Source organism: Streptomyces sp. NPDC034670, assembly GCF_055574875.1.
Map to the genome: position 1 here is coordinate 30465 of NZ_JBVITR010000029.1, position 18864 is coordinate 49328.

Here is an 18864-nt window from a genome sequence, read left to right on the forward strand (position 1 = left end):
CTCCCCTTCCGGGGAAAAACCGCCGTCCGGGGGCGAGCGAGGCCCCCCGCCCTCTGGGGGGTGCCCCCCCCCCCCCCCCCCCCACCCCGCTCTTCCTACGCTTCCGCCTCGGCTTCGGCCTGCTTCGCCGCCGCGTCGATCGCGGCCAGCGACTTCCTGACCTGGTTGCGGTCCGTGGTGTACCAGAAGTCGGGCAGCGAAGCCTTGAGGTAACTGCCGTAACGAGCCGTCGCCAGCCGCTGGTCCAGCACGGCCACCACACCCCGGTCCCCCGACGCCCGGACGAGACGGCCGGCTCCCTGCGCCATGAGCAGCGCCGCGTGGGTGGCGGCGACCGCCATGAAGCCGTTGCCGCCCGCCTCCTCCACGGCCTTCTGCCGGGCGCTCATCAAGGGGTCGTCCGGGCGCGGGAACGGGATCTTGTCCATGACGACCAGCTGGCAGCTCGGCCCCGGTACGTCGACGCCCTGCCAGAGCGACAGCGTGCCGAAGAGGCAGGTCCTGGGGTCGGCCGCGAAGTTCTTGATCAGTTCCCCGAGCGTCTCCTCACCCTGCAGGAGGATCGGGAACTCGGGGATCCGGGAGCGCAGTTCCTCGGCGGCGAGCTGGGCGGCCCGCATCGAGGAGAACAGCCCCAGGGTGCGACCGCCCGCCGCCTGGATCAGCTCGGTGAGTTCGTCGAGCATGTCCGCGCGGTCGCCGTCACGGGCCGGGCGGGCCAGGTGCCTGGCGACGTACAGGATGCCCTGTCTGGGGTAATCGAACGGCGAGCCGACGTCGACGCCCTTCCACGGAGGGAGGTCCTCGCCTTCGGCGCCTTCGGGACCGAGGCCCAAAGAGGCCCCCACGCCGTTGAAGTCGCCCCCCAGTTTCAGGGTCGCGGACGTCAGGACGACGCAGCGGTCGGCGAAGAGCTTCTCCCGCAGCAGGCCCGAGACGGACATGGGGGCGACGCGCAGGGAGGCGCCGAACCGTTCGTGGCGCTCGTACCAGACGACGTCCCACTCGGAGCCGTTCGTGATCCGTTCCGCCACGTCGTGGACGTTCTCCACGGAGGCCAGCGCCTGCTTGCGGACCGCGTCCTCGTCCTGGACGGACTTGTCGCGGGTGTTCCCGATGGCGGAGATCACGGTCCGGCAGGCGTCGCGCAGCGCCATGAGGGCGTATCCGAGGTCCTCCGGAATCTCCTCCAGCCGGCCCGGAAGCGCCAGCTCCATCAGCCGTTCGAAGCCTTCGGCGGCGGTCTGGAGCTGGTCGGCGGCCTTCTCGTCGACGAGCTTGGCGGCACGGCGCACCGCGCGGTTGACCTGCCCCGGGGTGAGCTCCCCGGTGGCGACTCCGGTGACCCGGGAGACCAGCTCGTGGGCCTCGTCGACGATCAGCACCTCGTGCTGCGGGAGGACCGGCGCGCCCTCGATGGCGTCGATGGCGAGCAGGGCGTGGTTGGTGACGACGACCTCGGCCAGCTTGGCGCGCTCACGGGCCATCTCGGCGAAGCACTCGGCGCCGTAGGCGCACTTCGCGGCGCCCAGGCACTCCCGCGACGACACCGACACCTGGGACCAGGCCCGGTCGGACACGCCGGGCGTGAGGTCGTCCCGGTCGCCGGTCTCCGTCTCGTCCGACCAGTCGCGCAGACGCAGCAGGTCCTGGCCCAGCTTGCTGCTGGGCGCGGCCGCCTCGAACTGGTCGAAGAGGCCCTCCTCCTCGTCCTGCGGCACTCCCTCGTGAAGACGGTGCAGACACAGGTAGTTGGACCTGCCCTTGAGCATCGCGAACTCGGGGCGGCGGCGCAGCAGGGGGTGCAACGCCTCGACCGTGCGCGGCAGATCACGCTCCACGAGCTGGCGCTGCAGGGCCAGGGTGGCCGTCGCCACGACGACTCTCTCCCCGTGCGCGAGCGCGGGCACCAGGTAGCCCAGCGACTTTCCGGTGCCGGTGCCGGCTTGGACCAGCAGGTGGGAGCCGTCGTCGATCGCCTCGGCGACGGCTTCGGCCATGGCCACCTGGCCGGGGCGCTCCGTGCCGCCGACGGCGGCGACGGCAGCGTGCAGGAGTTCGGGGAGTGAGGGCTTCGTCATAGCGCGACCACCCTACGGCCCGGCACCGACATTCGGGCGATCACGCTGAGGTCGGGGGGTGCGGCCAAGACGGGGACTCCTCGGATCGGGGCGGCGGTCACCGGTGGTGGCCCGGTGCCGGCACGCCGGCGGGCACCGGCACCGGAGAGGCCGCCGCGGTGCGGAGGGAGCCGGTACGGCGTGAACGGTGTACCACAGGTGAGAGCGCTGTGACGGAGCGCTACAGGAGATGACGCAGGGACCGCTCCCGCACCATGAGGGCGGCCCGCTTGCCGGGCAGGTCGAGCTCGGCGCAGAAGCGGAAACCGGCGCGCAGGAAGGCGGTGACGGAGGGGACGTTGCGAAGGTCGGGCTCCGCGACGACGCGTGCGGAGGCGGGACGTCTGTCGAGGACGAGATCGGCGACGGCTCTGAGCAGCGTGCCGCCCAGGCCCCGCCCCCGGTCAGCGTCGGCGCCGATGAGGAGGTGGATCCCGGTGTCGTGGGGCCGGGCCGGATAGTGGCGGGCCAACGGGTCGAGATCCGCCCGGTAGATCTCCCAGTAGCTCATCGGCGTGCCGTCCAGCACGCCGACGCACGGAACGCTGCGTCCGTCGCCCGCGAGTTGGGCCCGCACGTGGTCCGCCGTCACGGCCGGCGGTCCGGACAGTTCCCAGAACGCGGCGACGACGGGGTCGTTCATCCACCGTGCGAGGAGCGGCAGGTCGCGTTCGACGCGTACGGGGACGAGCCGGAACAGGCCTGCGGGAGTGCGGACCGGACCCCAGTCACCGATGCGGTCGAGCAGGTCGCGGGGGCGGGCCCGGTCCGGGGGGGCCGCGGGACCGCCGATGGCGGTCGTGTCGGGGAACGGGTGGGCCATCAGGAGTGCAGGGGGTTGGCGATGGTGACGTAGACGGACTGGGTGTCGACCGGGCCGACGAGTTCGTCGAGGCCGTGCAGCCGGGTCAGCATGTTGGCCTTGCACCGCAGGACGGGTGAGTCCAGCAGGCGGGCGGGCAGCGGGCTCCGCGTGCGTGCCGGGCCGGAGGAGACCCCGGCGAGGAAGTGGCGGAAGGCGGCGAGCAGCAGCCGTTCGTCGGCGAGACGCTGGGAGCCGAAGGCCCCGACGAGACCGAACACGTTGTTGACGGCCAGGTAGTACGCGAACCGTTCGTCGGTCACCTCGTCGGAGACGAAGGTGTCGCTGTGCTCACCGATGCCGGGCAGCCGGGCGTCGAGTTCCGCACGGCGGGACTCACGGAAGTAGTAGCCCTGGTTGTCCCGGTAGCGCCCGCCCGCGGGCCAGCCGTCGGCGTCCAGCAGGAGCAGGGTGTTCTGCTGGTGCGCTTCCAGGGCGACGCCGGCCTCTCCGTCGAGCCACAGGACGGGCCGCACCACGTGCTCGAGGTACCGCAGGAACCACTCGGTGGCGACGGCACCGCGGGAGCGTCCCGTACGAGCGGTGAGACGTGTGACGAGTTCCGCCAGCCGGGAGCCCATGACCGGGGCACGCGTGCCCGCGCGGTCCCGGGCGGCGCGGGTGGCGGAACGCGCCGTGGGAGCGGTCTCCGTGCCCGGTCGCGGGTACGGGCGCGGCGAGACCAGTCCGGCGACACAGGCGACGTCGTGGTGGGGCCGGAACGGGTTGTGCCGGATCACCACGTCCAGCCCGGGCACGGGGTCACCGGCCGGCCCGTCCACGGCGAGCCAGGCCGGGTCGCGGACGACGTCGAAGTCCGGGTGCGCGGCCCGCCACTGCCGGGACAGCCCGGTGCGCAGCAGGCGGTGGACCTCGACACCGCGGTGGAGTTCCTTGCGGAGGTTCTCCCTGCGGGAGTTGGTGATGCGCAGGCCCAGCGAGAGCTTGAGCATGGCGGGGGCGTCGCTCCGGTGAACGGTGCGCACGGAGGAGGTGGGGTGCCAGGGCGGGCCGTGGCTGCCGAGGTCGCGGAGCAGCCCGGCGTCCAGCAGGGCGGCGGTCCCGGCACGGTGCCGGATCTCGCGCAGTTGCCAGGGGTGTACGGGGAGAGCCGCGTATCCGTCCGGCAACGGCAGTCCGGTTCCGGCGAGACGTGCGGCGAGGCGGGTCGCGGGAATCCGGCGTCCGCGCTCGGTCCAGGCGGAGTCGGTGGCGAGCAGGGAGGGGGCGACAGCCATCCAGTGGAGGGGGAAGGAGCCGCGCGACTCGGGCGAGTACAGCCGTGCCTCGGTGTCGGAGAGGCCCTCGCGGCTCTTCGGGGCCGGGTGCAGCGGATGGCCGAGGAGGAGGGCCTGTTCCGCCGCGAGGAAGAGATCGGGGGCGTCGGCCGGGTCCTTCCGCCGGGCGGCGAGGAAGGCGCCGGTGCGCCGGAGGGAATCGGCGACGCACGCGGCGAGGTCGGTGGCGTCGCCGGCCTCGGGAGCCAGGGCCCGGGGAAGCCCGGCCCCGGAGGCGGGGACGGGGGCGGGGAGGAGGGGCCCGGGGACGGGGGACGCCGGGTCCGCAGCGGTCGGGCCGGCCGTCGGGCCGGTGGGCGTGCCGGTGGAGCGCGGCGTGTCGGGCAGGCGCTCGGGCCGCGGGCCGGCCGGGCCCGGCCCCCGGATGCCGGCGCTCTCCCTGCCCAGAAGAGCGGCGAGGAGGACGGCGTCGACCGGCGGGGCGGAGTGCGGGGCGTGGTCCAGGCGGGGCGGGCCGAAGCGGTGCCAGCCCGTCGGCGACCAGTACAGGACGGGGACGAGCAGGCAGGTGCCGCCGGCCGGCAGGGGGACGCGCAGCACGCCGCCGTCCGGAGCGGGCAGGCCGGTCTCGCGTACCCAGCAGCGCAGCAGGTTCTCCACCGCCGCGGCCTGGGCCGCCCTGTGCGGGTCGGGGTGCTCCAGGGGATCCGTGCCGGGGTCCCGGAGCAGCCCGTCGCCCGGCGACTCCCTCCCCTGGCGCGGTACCGCGGTGCGGGTCCGCCCGGCAGCGGACCGGGTGTCGTCGGTGCTCGGGCCGCACGGCTGTCCCAGGGTGCGGTCGTCGGGAGCGGGGGTCGGGTGCACGGCGGGTCCTCGTGGAATGGCTCGTGGTCGTGCGGTGTCGGTCCGGGGGCGGTGTCGGCCGTGCTCACCCTGCGGGTGAGGGCCCGTCGCCCGGACGTCCGCCGGGAGGGGCAGCGGGGCGCTCGTGCGCCGCGGTCACGTCATCCCGTCGGCCCGGTGCGGCCTGCGGGGCGACGGGGCTCGCGGTGCGGGCGGCGGGGCGGTTCCGCCCGGCGGTGGGCGAAGCGGTCGCGTGCCGCCGCCCGGAGCGCGTCGGCAAGTCGGTCGAGCACCACACCCGCCTGTTCGTCCGTGGTCGTCAGCGGCGGGAGCAGCCGTACGACGCTCGCGCGGGGGCCGCTCAGGTCGATGATCAGGCCGCGCCGCAGGCACTCCCGTTGCACGGCGGCCGCGAGTCCGGGCGCGGCGGGGCGGGGCCGGCTCCCTCCCGCGGCGTCCGGCGTCCTGGCCGGCCCCGGGCCGGTGGTGCCGCGGTTCCCGTCGTCCTCGCCCTCCGGATCCACCAGCTCGATCCCGATCATCAGCCCCCGCCCCCGCACCTCCCCCACGCAGTCGAGCTCACCCGCGAGTGCCCGGAGCCGGTCCAGCATGCGGGTACCCAGCGCGGCCGCGCGGCCGGCGAGGCCGTTCTCCCGGATGTGGCCGAGGGTCGCCGTGCCCGCGGCCATGGCGAGCTGGTTGCCGGGGAACGTGCCGGTGCGGGTGCCGGGGACACGGACGTCGAGGTCGTCCCGGTGGACCACGACGGCCAGCGGCAGGCCGCCTCCGACGGCGGCGGGCAGCACCATCGCATCGGGTGTGACCCCGCTGTGCTCCACCGCCCAGAAGGCGCCGGTCCGCCCGGCCCCCGTCAGGGTCTCGTCGACGATCAGCGGAACGGACCGGTCGGCCGTCAGACGTCGTATGCGCCGCAGCCAGGCGTCCGGTGCCGGAAGCACTCCGCCGTCGTCCTGCACGGGCTCGACGATCACCCCGGCGGGAAGCGGTACGCCGGTGGCGGGACCGCCGAGGACGGCCTCGACCCGGCGGGCGGCCGGTTCGGCTCCGTGCTCGCCTCCGCCCTCGAAGGGGCAGCGGTAGTCCTGCGGGTAGGGCAGCAGGGTGATCCGCGCATCGGAGGAAGCGGCGCGGACCGCGTCCGGGGAGCCGCCGCCCGGCGTCCGGTGGGCACCGGTGAACGCGAGCACACCGGCGCGACCGGTCGCGGCGCGGACGAGCCGGAGGACCGTCGCCACGGCGTCGGTGCCGTCCGGTGCGCAGAAACGCACGTGTGCGCGGTCGGCGAGGCCCGGGGGCAGTGTGCGGAACAGCTCGGCGACGAAGGCGTCCTTCACCGGGGTCGCCAGGTCGGGGACGTGGAGCGGTGCGCCCGAGTCGATGACCTTGCGGATCGCCTCGAGCACGACGGGGTGGTTGTGCCCGAGGGCGAGCGTTCCGGCGCCGGAGAGGCAGTCGAGATAGCGCCGTCCGTCCGCTCCCTCGATGGTCATTCCGCGCGCTCTCACCGGCACGACCGGCAGGGCACGGGCGCAGGTGCGGGCCGCGGGCTCCCGCACGGGCCGGTCGGCCGGGCCCGCCGTTCCCCGTCCCTCGTGTGTGAATTCCACCACCGTCCTCCGTCCTCCACTGCGCTCTCGCCGGCCACGGGCACGGGTGCGGGGACACCGCGCGGACGGCGGGTCCCACCGCTACCAACCCCGGACCGCCCCCCGGGTTACGGGTTGCCCCGAGATCCCTGCCGTGACGGAACCGTTGCTGTTCCGTCGGGTGTCCCCCACCGCGAGCGCATAGTGTGTGGTGCCGTTCCCGGAGGCCGTGAGAACGCCTGTGAACTGCGCGTGGGTTCAGGTGCGCGCACGGCCGGAGCACCACGTTCGTCCACCTCAGGGGGAGTCAGATATGCGTTCCATACGGCCGTCGTCCACCGCTCGGCGCGAGGGGAGGGCACGGCGCGGAACCTCCCCCGTCCTGACCGCCGTCGCGCTCGCCTCGGCGCTCGCGCTCACCGCCACCGCCTGTGACGCGGGGGGCGCCGACGCGGGGGGCGCCGACGCCTCCGCGACCGCCGCCGACGGCAGGCTCAAGATCCCGGACGACCTCAAGGACCGGCTCAAGGAGCACGGGATCGACATCGACAAGTGGCGGGACGGCGCGTGGAAGGACTGGAGCAAGGACGACTGGCTGCGCGAGGCCAACGAGTTCGTCAACCCGATCATCGAGGACCTGTGGGACCCGGACCGCATGCGGGACGCCGAGGAGCCGGACCAGGAGGTCGACGAGAGCGACATCTCCGGTGACCGGGGTGTGACGGACCCGACACCGAGGCCGGTGCGGGCGCAGACCGTCCCGCCGTCCTACCACGCCAACGCCCCCACGGCCGGCAAGGTCTTCTTCGACTCCCCCGAGGGCACGATGGTCTGCTCCGCGACGGTGGTGCAGGACCCGGCCAACCCCGGCAAGTCCAACATGGTCTGGACGGCCGGTCATTGCGTGCACGCCGGCAAGAAGGGCGGTTGGTACCGCAACATCGCCTTCGTGCCGTCCTACAACGACTCGGGCAAGTCGGCCAAGGAACTCGAGAACGCCACCCAGGAGGAGATCGCCCCGTACGGCGTCTGGTGGGGCGACTGGGCGCAGACCTCGGACCAGTGGATCGAGCAGGGCGGTTCGACGGGCGGTGACGGTGCCGCGTACGACTTCGCCGTCATCCACGTGACGCCGGAGAAGGGCAGCGGCGGCAAGTCGCTGGAGGAGACGGTCGGCGCGGCGCTGCCGGTGGACTTCGACGCTCCCGCCGTGCCGCGGATGAAGGACGTGACCGCGATCGGCTACCCGGCCGCTCCGCCGTACGAGGGCCAGACGCTGTACCGCTGCCAGGACCGGCCGGGCCGGCTGTCCATCGACGCGGCCGACCCGACGATGTACCGCATCGGCTGCAGCATGACCGCCGGCTCGTCCGGTGGTGGCTGGGTCGCGACGGGTCCGGACGGCGAGCCGGTCCTGGTGTCCAACACCTCGATCGGCCCGGTGACCTCGGGCTGGCTGGCCGGTCCGCGGCTGGGTGACGAGGCCAAGGGCGTGTACGACGCGGTCAGCGAGAAGTTCGCCGGGCAGTGACCGGTCCGTCCCTCCCCGTGTGCCGCCGGACATCCGGGGAGGGACACCGCGGCGGTCCCGGGCAGGAGGCGGCGGGCGGCAAACCCGGCGCCACCGCCCCCGGGTCGCCGACGGCAGCGGCGACGGGGGATCCGCGTTCCGTCGGAGCGCGGGCGGGGCCCGCGGTGGTCGTGAGCCGGGTACGCCGAAGGCCCGCCTCCCGCCGTGGGCGGGGGACGGGCCTTCGCACCGGGTGAGGGGTCAGCCGGCCGCTGCCGGGACGTACGGCGTGAGGTCCGCCGCCAGTTCCTCGTGCACCCGCGCCTTGAGCAGGGTGCCCTCCGGGGTGTACTCCTCGGAGATCACCTCGCCCTCGTCGTGGGCACGGGCGATCAGCTTGCCGTGGGTGTACGGCACCAGCGCCTCGATCTCCACCGAGGGGCGGGGCAGCTCGGCGTCGATGAACGCCAGCAGTTGCTCGATGTTCTGACCGGTGCGGGCCGAGACGGCGAGGGACCGCTTCTCCACCCGCAGCAGCCGCTGGAGGGTGAGCGGGTCGGCCGCGTCGGCCTTGTTGATCACGACGATCTCGGGTACGTCGGTGGCGCCGACGTCCCGGATCACCTCGCGCACGGCGGCCAGCTGCTCCTCCGGGTTCGGGTGGGAACCGTCCACGACGTGCAGGATCAGGTCGGAGTCGCCGACCTCCTCCATCGTGGAGCGGAAGGCCTCGACCAGGTGGTGCGGCAGGTGCCGGACGAACCCGACCGTGTCGGCCAGCGTGTACACCCGTCCGCTCGGGGTCTCGGCCCGGCGCACGGTCGGGTCGAGGGTCGCGAACAGGGCGTTCTCGACCAGGACGCCCGCGCCGGTGAGGCGGTTGAGCAGCGAGGACTTGCCCGCGTTGGTGTAGCCCGCGATGGCCACGGACGGCACCTTGTTGCGCCTGCGCTCCTGGCGCTTGACCTCGCGGCCGGTCTTCATCTCCGCGATCTCGCGGCGCATCTTCGCCATCTTCTCGCGGATCCGGCGCCGGTCGGTCTCGATCTTGGTCTCACCGGGACCGCGGGTGGCGAGGCCGCCGCCCTTGCCGCCGCCCATCTGCCGGGACAGCGACTGACCCCAGCCGCGCAGCCGCGGCAGCATGTACTGCATCTGTGCGAGCGAGACCTGCGCCTTGCCCTCACGGGACTTGGCGTGCTGGGCGAAGATGTCCAGGATCAGGGCCGTCCGGTCGATGACCTTGACCTTGACGACGTCCTCGAGGTGGATCAGCTGGCCCGGGCTGAGCTCACCGTCGCAGACGACGGTGTCCGCGCCCGTCTCGAGCACGATGTCGCGCAGTTCCTCGGCCTTGCCGGATCCGATGTAGGTCGCCGCGTCGGGCTTGTCGCGGCGCTGGATCACGCCGTCGAGCACGAGGGCGCCGGCCGTCTCCGCGAGGGCGGCGAGTTCCGCGAGGGAGTTCTCCGCGTCCTGCACGGTTCCCGAGGTCCACACGCCGACGAGCACGACCCGCTCCAGGCGGAGCTGCCGGTACTCGACCTCGGTGACGTCCTCGAGCTCGGTGGAGAGGCCCACGACGCGGCGCAGGGCCGCGCGCTCGGAGCGGTCGAACTGGTCGCCGTCCCGCTCTCCGTCGATCTCGAGGCTCCAGGCGACGTCCTCTTCCATCAGGGCATCGGCCCGAAGACCCTCGGGGTAGGTGTGCGCGAGGCGCTTGGTGTCCTGGGAAGGGGAAGAAGAGGAGGTCATTGGGTCCTTACGTCGATGGGAAACCGTCTGCGGCGACGGAGTGGGCTTCGGCTGTCCGCCGGGCCCCGGGCCCGGCCGGGGGAACCTGTCCGTGGGACCGTTCCGTCACTGTCCTCAACGCACGGGTGCCCCGGGAGATTCCCGTGCCCCGTGCCGTGCGGACCTGACGATGGTCGCACGGCACGACCCGTCTCGCCATCGTGTTATTCCCCGCCCCCGCCCGGTCGATGCGCGGGGGCGCCCGGTCGGTGTACGGACGCGCCCGGCCCGCGGGCGGGCGTCGCGGACCGCTCCGTGGACTTTCCCCGCGGGTCCCCGGGCGTCCGCGGGGTCGTGGCTCCGCGGAGCGGAGGGTCCGGGAAGCGGGCCGGGGCGCGCCCGGCGGAGGCGAGCCGGGCGAGGCCGGCGGCCGTGGCCGTGCCGCCCCGGTGGCGGGTCACCCGGGTGCGCTCCGGTCCCTCGGAGGCGGTGCGGCCGGTCTCCTGGCGCCGGACCCGGAGCACGAGCTGACCGGGGTCTTCGCCGGCCAGGGTCCGAGTGCCGAGCGGGGGACGACGCGCTCCGGGTCCGGCCGGGCCGGGCGAGGCTCCGCGCCGGCCGCCCGCTCCCGGGCGGGACGCGTCAGGCGCCCGGTGCCTGCGACTGCGCCCGGCTCACGTCGTACACGCCGGCCACGTTGCGCATCGCGCGCATGAGGGCGGGCAGCCCCGCGGCGTCCGGCAGCTGCACGGTGTAGGTGTGCCGCACCTGCTGCCGGGTCGGCGGTTCGACGGTGGCGGAGACGATCTCGGCGCCCTCGAGGGCCATGACCTCGGTGAGGTCCGCGAGCAGGTGGGGGCGGACGAACGATTCCGCGACCAGCGTGACCCGGCACTCGGCGCCCTCCCCCCAGCGCACGCCGACCTCCGCGCGCCCGGAGTCCTTCATGCGCGCGACCGCGGCGCACTCGACCCGGTGCACGGTGACGGCTCCCCCGCGCACGGCGAAACCGGTCACCTCGTCGGGCGGCACGGGCGTGCAGCAGCGGGCGAGCCGCACGGCCGCGCCGGGCCGGTCGGCCAGGACCTGGGCGGCGGCGGGACGGCCGGGCGCCGCGGCCGGCGCCGGCGGGGCCTGTGGGGCGGCGGGGTCGCCGGCGGTGGGCCGCGCGGCCGTCGCGGATCGCGTCGGGGCCTGCGCCGCGGGTGCGTCGTCCTGCGCGGGGTGGGCGGCCAGCCACCGCTGGATGGCGATGCGGGCCGCGGGGGTGTGGGCGTGCTCCAGCCACTCCCTGGAGGGCTCCGAGGCGGGGTCCTGGCCCATGAGGAGCTGGACGGTGTCGCCGTCCCTCAGCACGGTGCTCAGCGTCGCCAGGCGGCCGTTGACCCGGGCGCCGATGCACGCGTGCGCGTCCTCGCCGTACTGGGCGTACGCGGCGTCCACGCAGGTCGCCCCCTCGGGCAGGCCGAGCGTGCCGCCGTCGGGGCGGAAGACGGTGATCTCGCGGTCCTGGGCGAGGTCCTCGCGGAGGGTGGACCAGAAGGTGTCGGGGTCGGGCGCGGCCCGCTGCCAGTCCAGCAGCCGCGAGAGCCAGCCGGGCCGGGTGGGGTCGGCGCGCTCGCCGTCGCCCGCGGGCTGTTCCTCCGCCGGGGCCGCGTAGGGGTTGCCGAGGGCGACGACCCCGGCCTCGGCGACCTTGTGCATCTGGTGGGTGCGGATGAGGACTTCGACGACCTGGCCGTCCTCGCGCGCCACGGCGGTGTGCAGCGACTGGTACAGGTTGAACTTCGGTACGGCGATGAAGTCCTTGAACTCCGACACCACGGGCGTCATGCAGGTGTGCAGCTCGCCGAGGACGCCGTAGCAGTCGGCGTCCTCGTTCACCAGCACCAGCAGGCGGCCGAAGTCGGCGCCGCGCAGCCGCCCGCGCTTGCGGGAGACCCGGTGGACGGAGACGAGGTGGCGGGGGCGGATGAGGACGTCGGCGGGGATGTCGGCCTCGCGGAGCACCGTGCGCACGTCGTCGGCGACCTCGGCGAGCGGGTCGTCCGCGCGGGCGGCGTTGCGGGCGACCAGCTCCCGTGTGTGCGCGTACTCCCCGGGGTGGAGGATCGCGAAGACCAGGTCCTCCAGTTCCGTCTTGAGCGCCTGGACCCCGAGGCGCTCGGCGAGGGGGATCAGGACGTCCCGGGTCACCTTGGCGATGCGCTCCTGCTTCTCGGGGCGCATCACTCCGAGGGTGCGCATGTTGTGCAGGCGGTCCGCGAGTTTGATCGACATCACGCGGACGTCGTTGCCGGTGGCGACGAGCATCTTGCGGAAGGTCTCGGGTTCGGCGGCGGCCCCGTAGTCGACCTTCTCCAGTTTGGTGACGCCGTCGACGAGGTAGCGGACCTCCTCGCCGAACTGCTCCCGCACCTGGTCGAGCGTCACCTCCGTGTCCTCGACGGTGTCGTGGAGCAGGGAGGCCGTCAGGGTCGTGGTCTCCGCGCCGAGTTCGGCGAGGATCAGGGTCACGGCGAGCGGGTGGGTGATGTACGGCTCCCCGCTCTTGCGCATCTGGCCGCGGTGGGAGGACTCGGCCAGGAGGTAGGCCCGGCGCAGGGGTTCGAGGTCGGCGTCGGGGTGGTGCGCGCGGTGGGCGTCGACCACGTGGCCGATGGCGTCGGGGAGCCGGTCGCGGGCGGCGGGGCCGAGCAGCGCCGCGCGTCCCAGGCGGCGCAGGTCGAGCCGGGGGCGGGCCCTTCTGCGCGGCCCCGCGGGGGTGACGTGATCAGATGTCACGGGGCCCGGGGTCGCAGGGTTGGCGGCCTCCGCGTTCATGGGCACCTCCGACTGCGTGGACCGGCGGACGGTGTGCCCCAGGGCGGACTCGGGCTCGGAGGCGGCGTTCGCCTCCCCGTCCGGGCCGGTGCTTGATGCTACCGATCCCGACCGGGTGCGGCCGACCGCCTCTCGCCCAGCGTGAAACGGATCACTCTTTCGAGCGAAGGCCCCTCCCGGGGCGGTTTCACGCCACACGTCCGACGGCCCACCGTGATCTCGAAGGGAAAACGGGCTCCGCACCCCGCGGATGCCCGCGTCCGGCCGGGCCGAGGCCGGGACGACGATCCGTCGACCCGATCAACGGAGGGCGCTTTCCAGCCACTCCGCCTCGATCACGCCCTCGGCGACGATCACCGCGGGCCCGGTCATCTCGATCCCGCCGTCGGGCCGTTCGGTGATCACCAGGGTGCCGCCGGGCACGTCCACGGTGTACGTGGCCGGGGTTCCGGTGACGCTCGGGTCGACGCCGTCCCGGCGGGCGGTGGCCACGGCGACCGCGCAGGCGCCCGTGCCGCACGAACGGGTCTCGCCGGCACCGCGCTCGTGCACCCGCAGCGCCACGTGCCGCGGGCCGCGGTCGACCACGAACTCGACGTTCACGCCGTCCGGGTAGGCGGAGGCCGGGCTGACGGGAGGCGGGGCGAGCAGATCGCCGGCGTGGGCGAGGTCGTCCACGAAGGCCACCGCGTGCGGGTTGCCCATGTTCACGTTCCGTGCGGGCCAGCTGCGCCCGCCGACGCCCACCGTGACGTCGCCCCCGGGAAGCAGCGCCTTGCCCATGCCGACGGTGATGTCACCGTCCTTGGCGATGTGCACGGCCTTCACTCCCCCGCGCGTGGCGACCGCGAGGTCCCCCTCGGTCACGTGTCCGGCGCGCTGGAGGTAGCGCGCGAACACCCGTACTCCGTTGCCGCACATCTCGGCGACCGAGCCGTCGCCGTTGCGGTAGTCCATGAACCACTCGGCCTCGTCCGCCATGGACCGGCCCTCGGGGTGCGCCGCGGACCGCACCACGTGCAGCAGTCCGTCGGCGCCGATGCCCGCGCGGCGGTCGCACAGGGCGGCGACGGCGGCCGGGGACAGGTCGACGGTGTTCTCCGGGTCCGGGACGATCACGAAGTCGTTCTCGGTGCCGTGCCCCTTGAGGAAGGCGATCCGCGTGCTCATCCCTCGATCGTACGGGGTGGTGCGACGGCGCCTCCCCCGCCCGCGGCCGGGGCGGGCGTCAGCGGAGCCGGGCGACCCGCCAGACCGCCAGGGCCACCACGGCGGCCACCGTCACGGCGTAGCCGATCACGACCCGCCAGTCGGGCCTGCGTCCGGAACCCCTGGCCGGCAGGCCCGGCCAGGTGTGGCCCACCCGGCGGGCGGCCATCATCCCCCAGCCGGCCGAGCAGGAGCAGATCAGCAGTCCCAGCATCGCGATCACGGCCCCGCTGTCGCCGAAGTCGAAGGCGAGGGGGAAGGCGAACATCAGGGAACCGACCGCGGCCAGACCGACGATGGGTGCGAGCTGCCAGATGCGCAGCCGGCGCTGCGGGCGCAGCTCGACCTCGACCTCGTCACCGCCCGTGAACATCTGCTCCGGGTCGGGGCCGTCGTCGGTCACACCGCCCTGTACCTCCTCGGGCCCGTCGGGGCTGAGGCGGTCGGTCTCCTGCTCCGGCGCACCCCGCTCGGTGGTGAGGCGTTCGGTGCCGTGTGCGGTGTCGCGAGGGCCGGCCTCCATCGCCACGCGCCCTCCCAACTTGGACTCCACTGGTCGATCGAAGCTCGATGATGGCACGGCGCCACAGGCCCCGATGACGGCCTGGGCGTCCCGATGCCATGACGTGATCAGGCTGTAACCGGTCGTTCGACCAACGACAACGCGAGCTGCGGAAGTTCCCCGAGATCCGCCGCGGCCCCACTCAACCAGTGCACCCGGGGATCGCGCCTGAACCATGAATCCTGACGGCGCGCGAAGCGCTTGGTGGCACGCACGGTCTCGGACCGGGCCTCCTCCAGGGTGCACTCCCCGGCGAGGGCGGCGAGGACCTGCTGGTAGCCGAGCGCGCGCGAGGCCGTACGCCCTTCACGCAACCCCTGCGCCTCCAGTGCGCGCACCTCGTCCACGAGGCCCGCCTCCCACATCCGGTCGACCCGGCGGGCGATGCGCTCGTCCAGCTCGGGCCGGGCCACGTCGACGCCGATCTGGAGGGTGTCGTAGACCGACTCGTGGCCGGGGAGGTTGGCGGTGAAGGGCCGGCCGGTGATCTCGATCACCTCGAGCGCGCGGACGATGCGGCGGCCGTTGCCCGGCAGGATGGCCCGCGCGGCCTCGGGGTCAGCGGCGGCGAGGCGCGCGTGCAGCGCGCCCGGGCCGCGCAGGGTCAGCTCCTCCTCCAGGCGGGCCCTGACCTCGGGGTCGGTGCCGGGGAACTCCAGGTTGTCGACGGCTCCGCGGACGTAGAGGCCGGAACCGCCGACCAGGACGGGCCAGCGCCCCTCGGCGAGCAGCGCGTCGATCCGGCTCCGCGCCAGGCGCTGGTACTCGGCGACGGAGGCGGTGACGGTCACGTCCCAGACGTCCAGCAGGTGGTGCGGGACGCCGCCGCGCTCCTCGGGCGTCAGCTTGGCGGTGCCGATGTCCATCCCCCGGTAGAGCTGCATGGAGTCGGCGTTGACGACTTCACCGCCCAGTTGCCGGGCCAGGAAGACCCCCAGATCGGACTTTCCGGCCGCAGTGGGGCCGACGACGGCGATGACGCGGGGGGCGAGGGATGCGCTGCTCACCGATCCAGTCTCGCAAACCCCGCGGCCCCCTCTCGAACGAGTTACGTGACGCGGCCGGTACGGGCTCGTTGCCCGTTGCGAGCCTTCCGCCGCCGGAGCGCGGCGGCAGCGGGCCCGGTCGCGCGAACGGACGCACCGGGCCACGCGGGATGTCGCCCGCACGAGTACCGTATGGAGTGGACATGGGAGTTTTTGCACGGCTTTTCCGGAGGTCGAGGACCGCGGAGGGGACGCGGACCGACGAGGTCCGGGACGGCCGGACGGCGGCCGCGCCGCGGACGGAGGACGCGGCCGGGACCGCACGGCCGAAGACGTCGGCCGAGGCGCCGGGGACCGCCGGGCCGGCGGCGGAGGAGACGGGGCAGACCGGCGGGGCCGCCGGCACCGACGACGTCGAGATCCCGAAGCAGCAGTCCTCCGGGGCCGCCGACAGCGAGGCCGGCAAGGGCGCCCACACGTAGACGCCCGCGAGGAAAGGTACGTCATGGGTCTCCTGCACCATCTGAAGGCCAAACTCGACCCTGCCAAGGGCAAGGTCTCCGATCTCGCGCAGCAGCACGGGGACAGGATCCAGCACGGCCTGGACAAGGCCGCGCGGGCCGTCGACGAGCGGACCAAGGGCAAGTACAGCGACAGGATCCAGACGAGCACGGGCAAGGCCAAGGGCGCCATGGACCGGCTCGCGCACAGGAACGACCCCGGCCCGCAGGCGGGCGGCACGGCGCCGCCGGCCGGGCCGCCGCCCGCTTCCTGAGCGGTGCGCCGCCGGGCAGCCGCGGAGCGCACCGAGGGCTCCCGGCCGTCCGCCGGCCCTCCGGCCGGACCGGTCCGGCCGGTCCCTACGACCAGGCGGCCACGATGTAGCCCACCCCGTACGGGGCGTCCTCGTAGAGCAGGGCCCCCGCCAGGTCCGGGTTCCCCGCCGCGGCGCCCGCGAGGACCTGCCAGGGGGCACGGCCGGACGCCTTCAGCTCGCGCGCCAGCCCGGTGTCCAGGGCGCGCAGGGCCGCGGTGTCGGCGGCGCCCAACGCGCGCGCGACCTCCGCGTCGAAGGGAGCCGCCCGCTCGTCGAGGTAGCCCGGGGCCTTGAGGGTGCGACAGGCGCTGGCGTCGCCCAGCACCAGCATCGCCACCCGTTCCGCTCGCGTGGCGACCGCCTCCCCCTCTTCGGCGCACCGCTCGGCCGCGAGCCGGTCCCCCACTCCCAGCCCTTCGACGGGGGCGGCCGCCCACCCGGCCCTGCCCAGCAGCCACGCGCCCACGGCGAGCCCGTACGGGAGTTCCGGCCCGGCCGGCGTGCCCCTGTCCGGTCCCAGCCGTACGTCCAGGTCGACGCCGAAGCCGCGGAAGGACCCCGGGCTGCCCTCCGGGTAGCTCTCGGGCCCGGCGGCCGCCGCCGGACCGACCACCACGAGCCGGTCGGGCCGGGCGGCGGCGAGCACTTCCAGCGCGTCCGCGCACGCGGCGCGCGCGGCGTCCAGCTCGGCGGCGGCGCCCGCGGCGACCTCGGGAACGAGCAGCGGCGGGCAGGGGCAGACTGCTGCGGCGACTAGCATGATCGGCAGCGTAACCCCCGTGGAGCGGTTCGCCGCCACGGCCCGGTCGACCGGGGCTCCCCCTCCGGTCCGGCGGCCCGGGCCTACGCCGGTCGGTCCGTCCGCGTCAGTCGCAGCCGCAGCCGCTCGCGACCGCCGGGAGCGGCTCGGGCACGCCGACCTTCGGCAGTCCCAGCATCACGCCCGCCGGCTGCGCGGCCTTCGCCGTCTTCTCGGAGTTCCGCTTCTCCCAGGCGTCACCCGCGCGCGTGCGGCGCACGTCCCGCACGGGTCCCTCGGCGAGCAGGTGGTGCGGGGCGGCGTAGGTGATCCCGACGGTGACCACGTCGCCGGGACGGACCTCCTGCTCCGGCTTGGTGAAGTGCACCAGGCGGTTGTCGGGGGCGCGGCCGGAGAGGCGGTGGGTGGTGTCGTCCTTGCGGCCCTCGCCCTCGGCGACCATCAGCTCCAGGGTCCGTCCCACCTGCTTCTTGTTCTCCTCCCAGGAGATCTCCTCCTGGAGCGCGACGAGCCGCTCGTACCGCTCCTGGACGACCTTCTTGGGGACCTGGCCGTCCATCTCGGCGGCCGGGGTGCCCGGGCGCTTGGAGTACTGGAAGGTGAACGCCTGCGCGAAGCGGGCCTCGCGGACGACGTGCAGGGTCTGCTCGAAGTCCTCCTCGGTCTCGCCGGGGAAGCCCACGATGATGTCGGTGCTGATCGCCGCGTGCGGGATGGCGGCGCGGACCTTCTCGATGATGCCGAGGTAGCGCTCCTGCCGGTAGGAACGGCGCATCGCCTTCAGGACCGCGTCCGAGCCGGACTGGAGGGGCATGTGCAGCTGCGGCATCACGTTCGGGGTCTCGGCCATGGCGGCGATGACGTCGTCGGTGAAGTCGCGCGGGTGCGGCGAGGTGAAGCGGACGCGCTCCAGGCCGTCGATCCCCCCGCAGGCCCGCAGCAGCTTGCTGAACGCCTCGCGGTCGCCGATGTCGGAACCGTAGGCGTTGACGTTCTGGCCGAGCAGGGTGATCTCCGAGACGCCCTCGGCGACCAGGGCCTCGATCTCGGCGAGGATGTCGCCGGGGCGCCGGTCCTTCTCCTTGCCGCGGAGCGCGGGGACGATGCAGAAGGTGCAGGTGTTGTTGCAGCCGACGGAGATCGACACCCAGGCCGCGTACGCGCTCTCCCGGCGGGTCGGCAGCGTGGAGGGGAAGGCCTCCAGCGACTCGGCGATCTCGACCTGGGCCTCCTCCTGGACGCGGGCGCGCTCCAGGAGGACGGGCAGCTTGCCGATGTTGTGCGTGCCGAAGACCACGTCGACCCAGGGCGCACGCTTCACGATCGTGTCGCGGTCCTTCTGCGCCAGGCAGCCGCCGACCGCGATCTGCATGCCGGGGCGCCGCGCCTTCCTGGGGGCGAGGTGTCCCAGGTTGCCGTAGAGCTTGTTGTCGGCGTTCTCGCGCACGGCGCAGGTGTTGAAGACGACGACGTCCGCGTCGCCGTCGGAGCCCTCGGGGGCGCGGACGTAGCCCGCGTCCTCCAGCAGCCCGGCCAACCGCTCGGAGTCGTGGACGTTCATCTGACACCCGTAGGTGCGTACTTCGTAGGTGCGCGTGCCGCCCGCTGACTGGCTCCGGTCGATGCTGCTCATGCCATAAGGGTAGGCGGTGCCGCGGGCGGCCTCCGCCGCCGAGGCCGTGCTCCCGGACCCGGCGTTCCGGGGCGTCCGTCAGCCCCGGAACGCCGGGTGGTGCGCGAAGACCCCGGAGCACCGCCGCACGGGCCGGCCCCACCGCGCTCCGCACGCTCTC

Annotated in this window: 14 protein-coding genes; 3 read left to right on the forward strand and 11 right to left on the reverse strand. The window is 74.1% G+C overall.

Going from position 1 to position 18864, the window contains the following annotated elements:
• Positions 1-95 precede the first annotated feature (95 nt).
• The 4 genes from ACZ56B_RS19785 to ACZ56B_RS19800 all read right to left on the reverse strand — a co-directional run bounded on the left by ACZ56B_RS19785 (position 96) and on the right by ACZ56B_RS19800 (position 6694).
• On the reverse strand, positions 96-2081 hold the full coding sequence (locus ACZ56B_RS19785) for an ATP-dependent DNA helicase (RefSeq protein ID WP_468791749.1): 1986 nt from the start codon (positions 2079-2081) through the stop codon (positions 96-98).
• Between the two features lie 220 nt (positions 2082-2301).
• Positions 2302-3048 carry a GNAT family N-acetyltransferase gene (locus ACZ56B_RS19790; protein WP_468791752.1) on the reverse strand — a complete coding sequence of 249 codons (747 nt, stop codon included), beginning with the start codon at positions 3046-3048 and terminating at the stop codon, positions 2302-2304.
• Positions 2943-5084 (reverse strand): IucA/IucC family protein, encoded by a 2142-nt coding sequence (locus tag ACZ56B_RS19795; RefSeq protein ID WP_468791755.1) that lies wholly within the window; start codon positions 5082-5084, stop codon positions 2943-2945. Before ACZ56B_RS19795 ends, ACZ56B_RS19790 begins: the two co-directional genes overlap by 106 nt.
• 140 nt (positions 5085-5224) lie before the next feature.
• Positions 5225-6694, reverse strand: coding sequence for an aminotransferase class III-fold pyridoxal phosphate-dependent enzyme (locus tag ACZ56B_RS19800; protein WP_468791758.1), 1470 nt, complete (start codon positions 6692-6694; stop codon positions 5225-5227).
• A 289-nt stretch (positions 6695-6983) separates the two neighbouring features.
• Here ACZ56B_RS19800 and ACZ56B_RS19805 point away from each other — a divergent pair, with 289 nt between their 5' ends.
• Positions 6984-8201, forward strand: coding sequence for a trypsin-like serine peptidase (locus ACZ56B_RS19805; RefSeq protein WP_468791761.1), 1218 nt, complete (start codon positions 6984-6986; stop codon positions 8199-8201).
• 240 nt (positions 8202-8441) lie between these two features.
• Here the strand turns inward: ACZ56B_RS19805 and hflX are convergent, their stop codons facing one another.
• From hflX to miaA, 5 genes are all read right to left on the reverse strand, one after another.
• Positions 8442-9935: a GTPase HflX gene (gene hflX / locus ACZ56B_RS19810; protein ID WP_468791764.1), complete on the reverse strand. Its 1494-nt coding sequence runs from the start codon at positions 9933-9935 to the stop codon at positions 8442-8444.
• A gap of 621 nt (positions 9936-10556) precedes the next feature.
• Positions 10557-12737, reverse strand: coding sequence for a RelA/SpoT family protein (locus ACZ56B_RS19815; protein WP_468791767.1), 2181 nt, complete (start codon positions 12735-12737; stop codon positions 10557-10559).
• A 300-nt stretch (positions 12738-13037) separates the two neighbouring features.
• Positions 13038-13907: a diaminopimelate epimerase gene (gene dapF, locus ACZ56B_RS19820; RefSeq protein ID WP_468791770.1), complete on the reverse strand. Its 870-nt coding sequence runs from the start codon at positions 13905-13907 to the stop codon at positions 13038-13040.
• A gap of 58 nt (positions 13908-13965) precedes the next feature.
• Positions 13966-14469: a hypothetical protein gene (locus ACZ56B_RS19825; protein WP_468791870.1), complete on the reverse strand. Its 504-nt coding sequence runs from the start codon at positions 14467-14469 to the stop codon at positions 13966-13968.
• A gap of 107 nt (positions 14470-14576) precedes the next feature.
• On the reverse strand, positions 14577-15515 hold the full coding sequence (miaA, locus tag ACZ56B_RS19830; protein ID WP_468791773.1) for a tRNA (adenosine(37)-N6)-dimethylallyltransferase MiaA: 939 nt from the start codon (positions 15513-15515) through the stop codon (positions 14577-14579).
• A 182-nt stretch (positions 15516-15697) separates the two neighbouring features.
• Here miaA and ACZ56B_RS19835 point away from each other — a divergent pair, with 182 nt between their 5' ends.
• Both ACZ56B_RS19835 and ACZ56B_RS19840 read left to right on the forward strand, forming a co-directional pair.
• Positions 15698-15976 carry a hypothetical protein gene (locus ACZ56B_RS19835; RefSeq protein WP_468791776.1) on the forward strand — a complete coding sequence of 93 codons (279 nt, stop codon included), beginning with the start codon at positions 15698-15700 and terminating at the stop codon, positions 15974-15976.
• Positions 15977-15999: 23 nt separating this feature from the next.
• Entirely contained in the window at positions 16000-16269 is a 270-nt protein-coding gene (locus tag ACZ56B_RS19840; RefSeq protein WP_468791779.1) for an antitoxin, read from the forward strand.
• Positions 16270-16354: 85 nt separating this feature from the next.
• On the opposite strand, the gene ACZ56B_RS19845 is transcribed toward ACZ56B_RS19840, so the two are convergent.
• Together ACZ56B_RS19845 and miaB are read right to left on the reverse strand one after the other, a co-directional pair.
• Positions 16355-17071 carry a class III extradiol dioxygenase subunit B-like domain-containing protein gene (locus ACZ56B_RS19845; protein WP_468791782.1) on the reverse strand — a complete coding sequence of 239 codons (717 nt, stop codon included), beginning with the start codon at positions 17069-17071 and terminating at the stop codon, positions 16355-16357.
• A gap of 106 nt (positions 17072-17177) precedes the next feature.
• Positions 17178-18704, reverse strand: a complete 1527-nt coding sequence (gene miaB, locus ACZ56B_RS19850; RefSeq protein ID WP_468791785.1) for a tRNA (N6-isopentenyl adenosine(37)-C2)-methylthiotransferase MiaB — start codon at positions 18702-18704, stop codon at positions 17178-17180.
• Positions 18705-18864: the final 160 nt, after the last annotated feature.

Bases quoted from the DNA above. Each gene is read 5' to 3' on its own strand.
- dapF (WP_468791770.1), bottom strand. From the start codon at position 13,907: ATGAGCACGCGGATCGCCTTCCTCAAGGGGCACGGCACCGAGAACGAC.
- ACZ56B_RS19785 (WP_468791749.1), bottom strand. From the start codon at position 2,081: ATGACGAAGCCCTCACTCCCCGAACTCCTGCACGCTGCCGTCGCCGCC.
- ACZ56B_RS19815 (WP_468791767.1), bottom strand. From the start codon at position 12,737: ATGAACGCGGAGGCCGCCAACCCTGCGACCCCGGGCCCCGTGACATCT.
- ACZ56B_RS19805 (WP_468791761.1), top strand. From the start codon at position 6,984: ATGCGTTCCATACGGCCGTCGTCCACCGCTCGGCGCGAGGGGAGGGCA.
- ACZ56B_RS19835 (WP_468791776.1), top strand. From the start codon at position 15,698: ATGGGAGTTTTTGCACGGCTTTTCCGGAGGTCGAGGACCGCGGAGGGG.
- ACZ56B_RS19845 (WP_468791782.1), bottom strand. From the start codon at position 17,071: ATGCTAGTCGCCGCAGCAGTCTGCCCCTGCCCGCCGCTGCTCGTTCCC.
- ACZ56B_RS19825 (WP_468791870.1), bottom strand. From the start codon at position 14,469: ATGGAGGCCGGCCCTCGCGACACCGCACACGGCACCGAACGCCTCACC.
- miaB (WP_468791785.1), bottom strand. From the start codon at position 18,704: ATGAGCAGCATCGACCGGAGCCAGTCAGCGGGCGGCACGCGCACCTAC.
- ACZ56B_RS19840 (WP_468791779.1), top strand. From the start codon at position 16,000: ATGGGTCTCCTGCACCATCTGAAGGCCAAACTCGACCCTGCCAAGGGC.
- hflX (WP_468791764.1), bottom strand. From the start codon at position 9,935: ATGACCTCCTCTTCTTCCCCTTCCCAGGACACCAAGCGCCTCGCGCAC.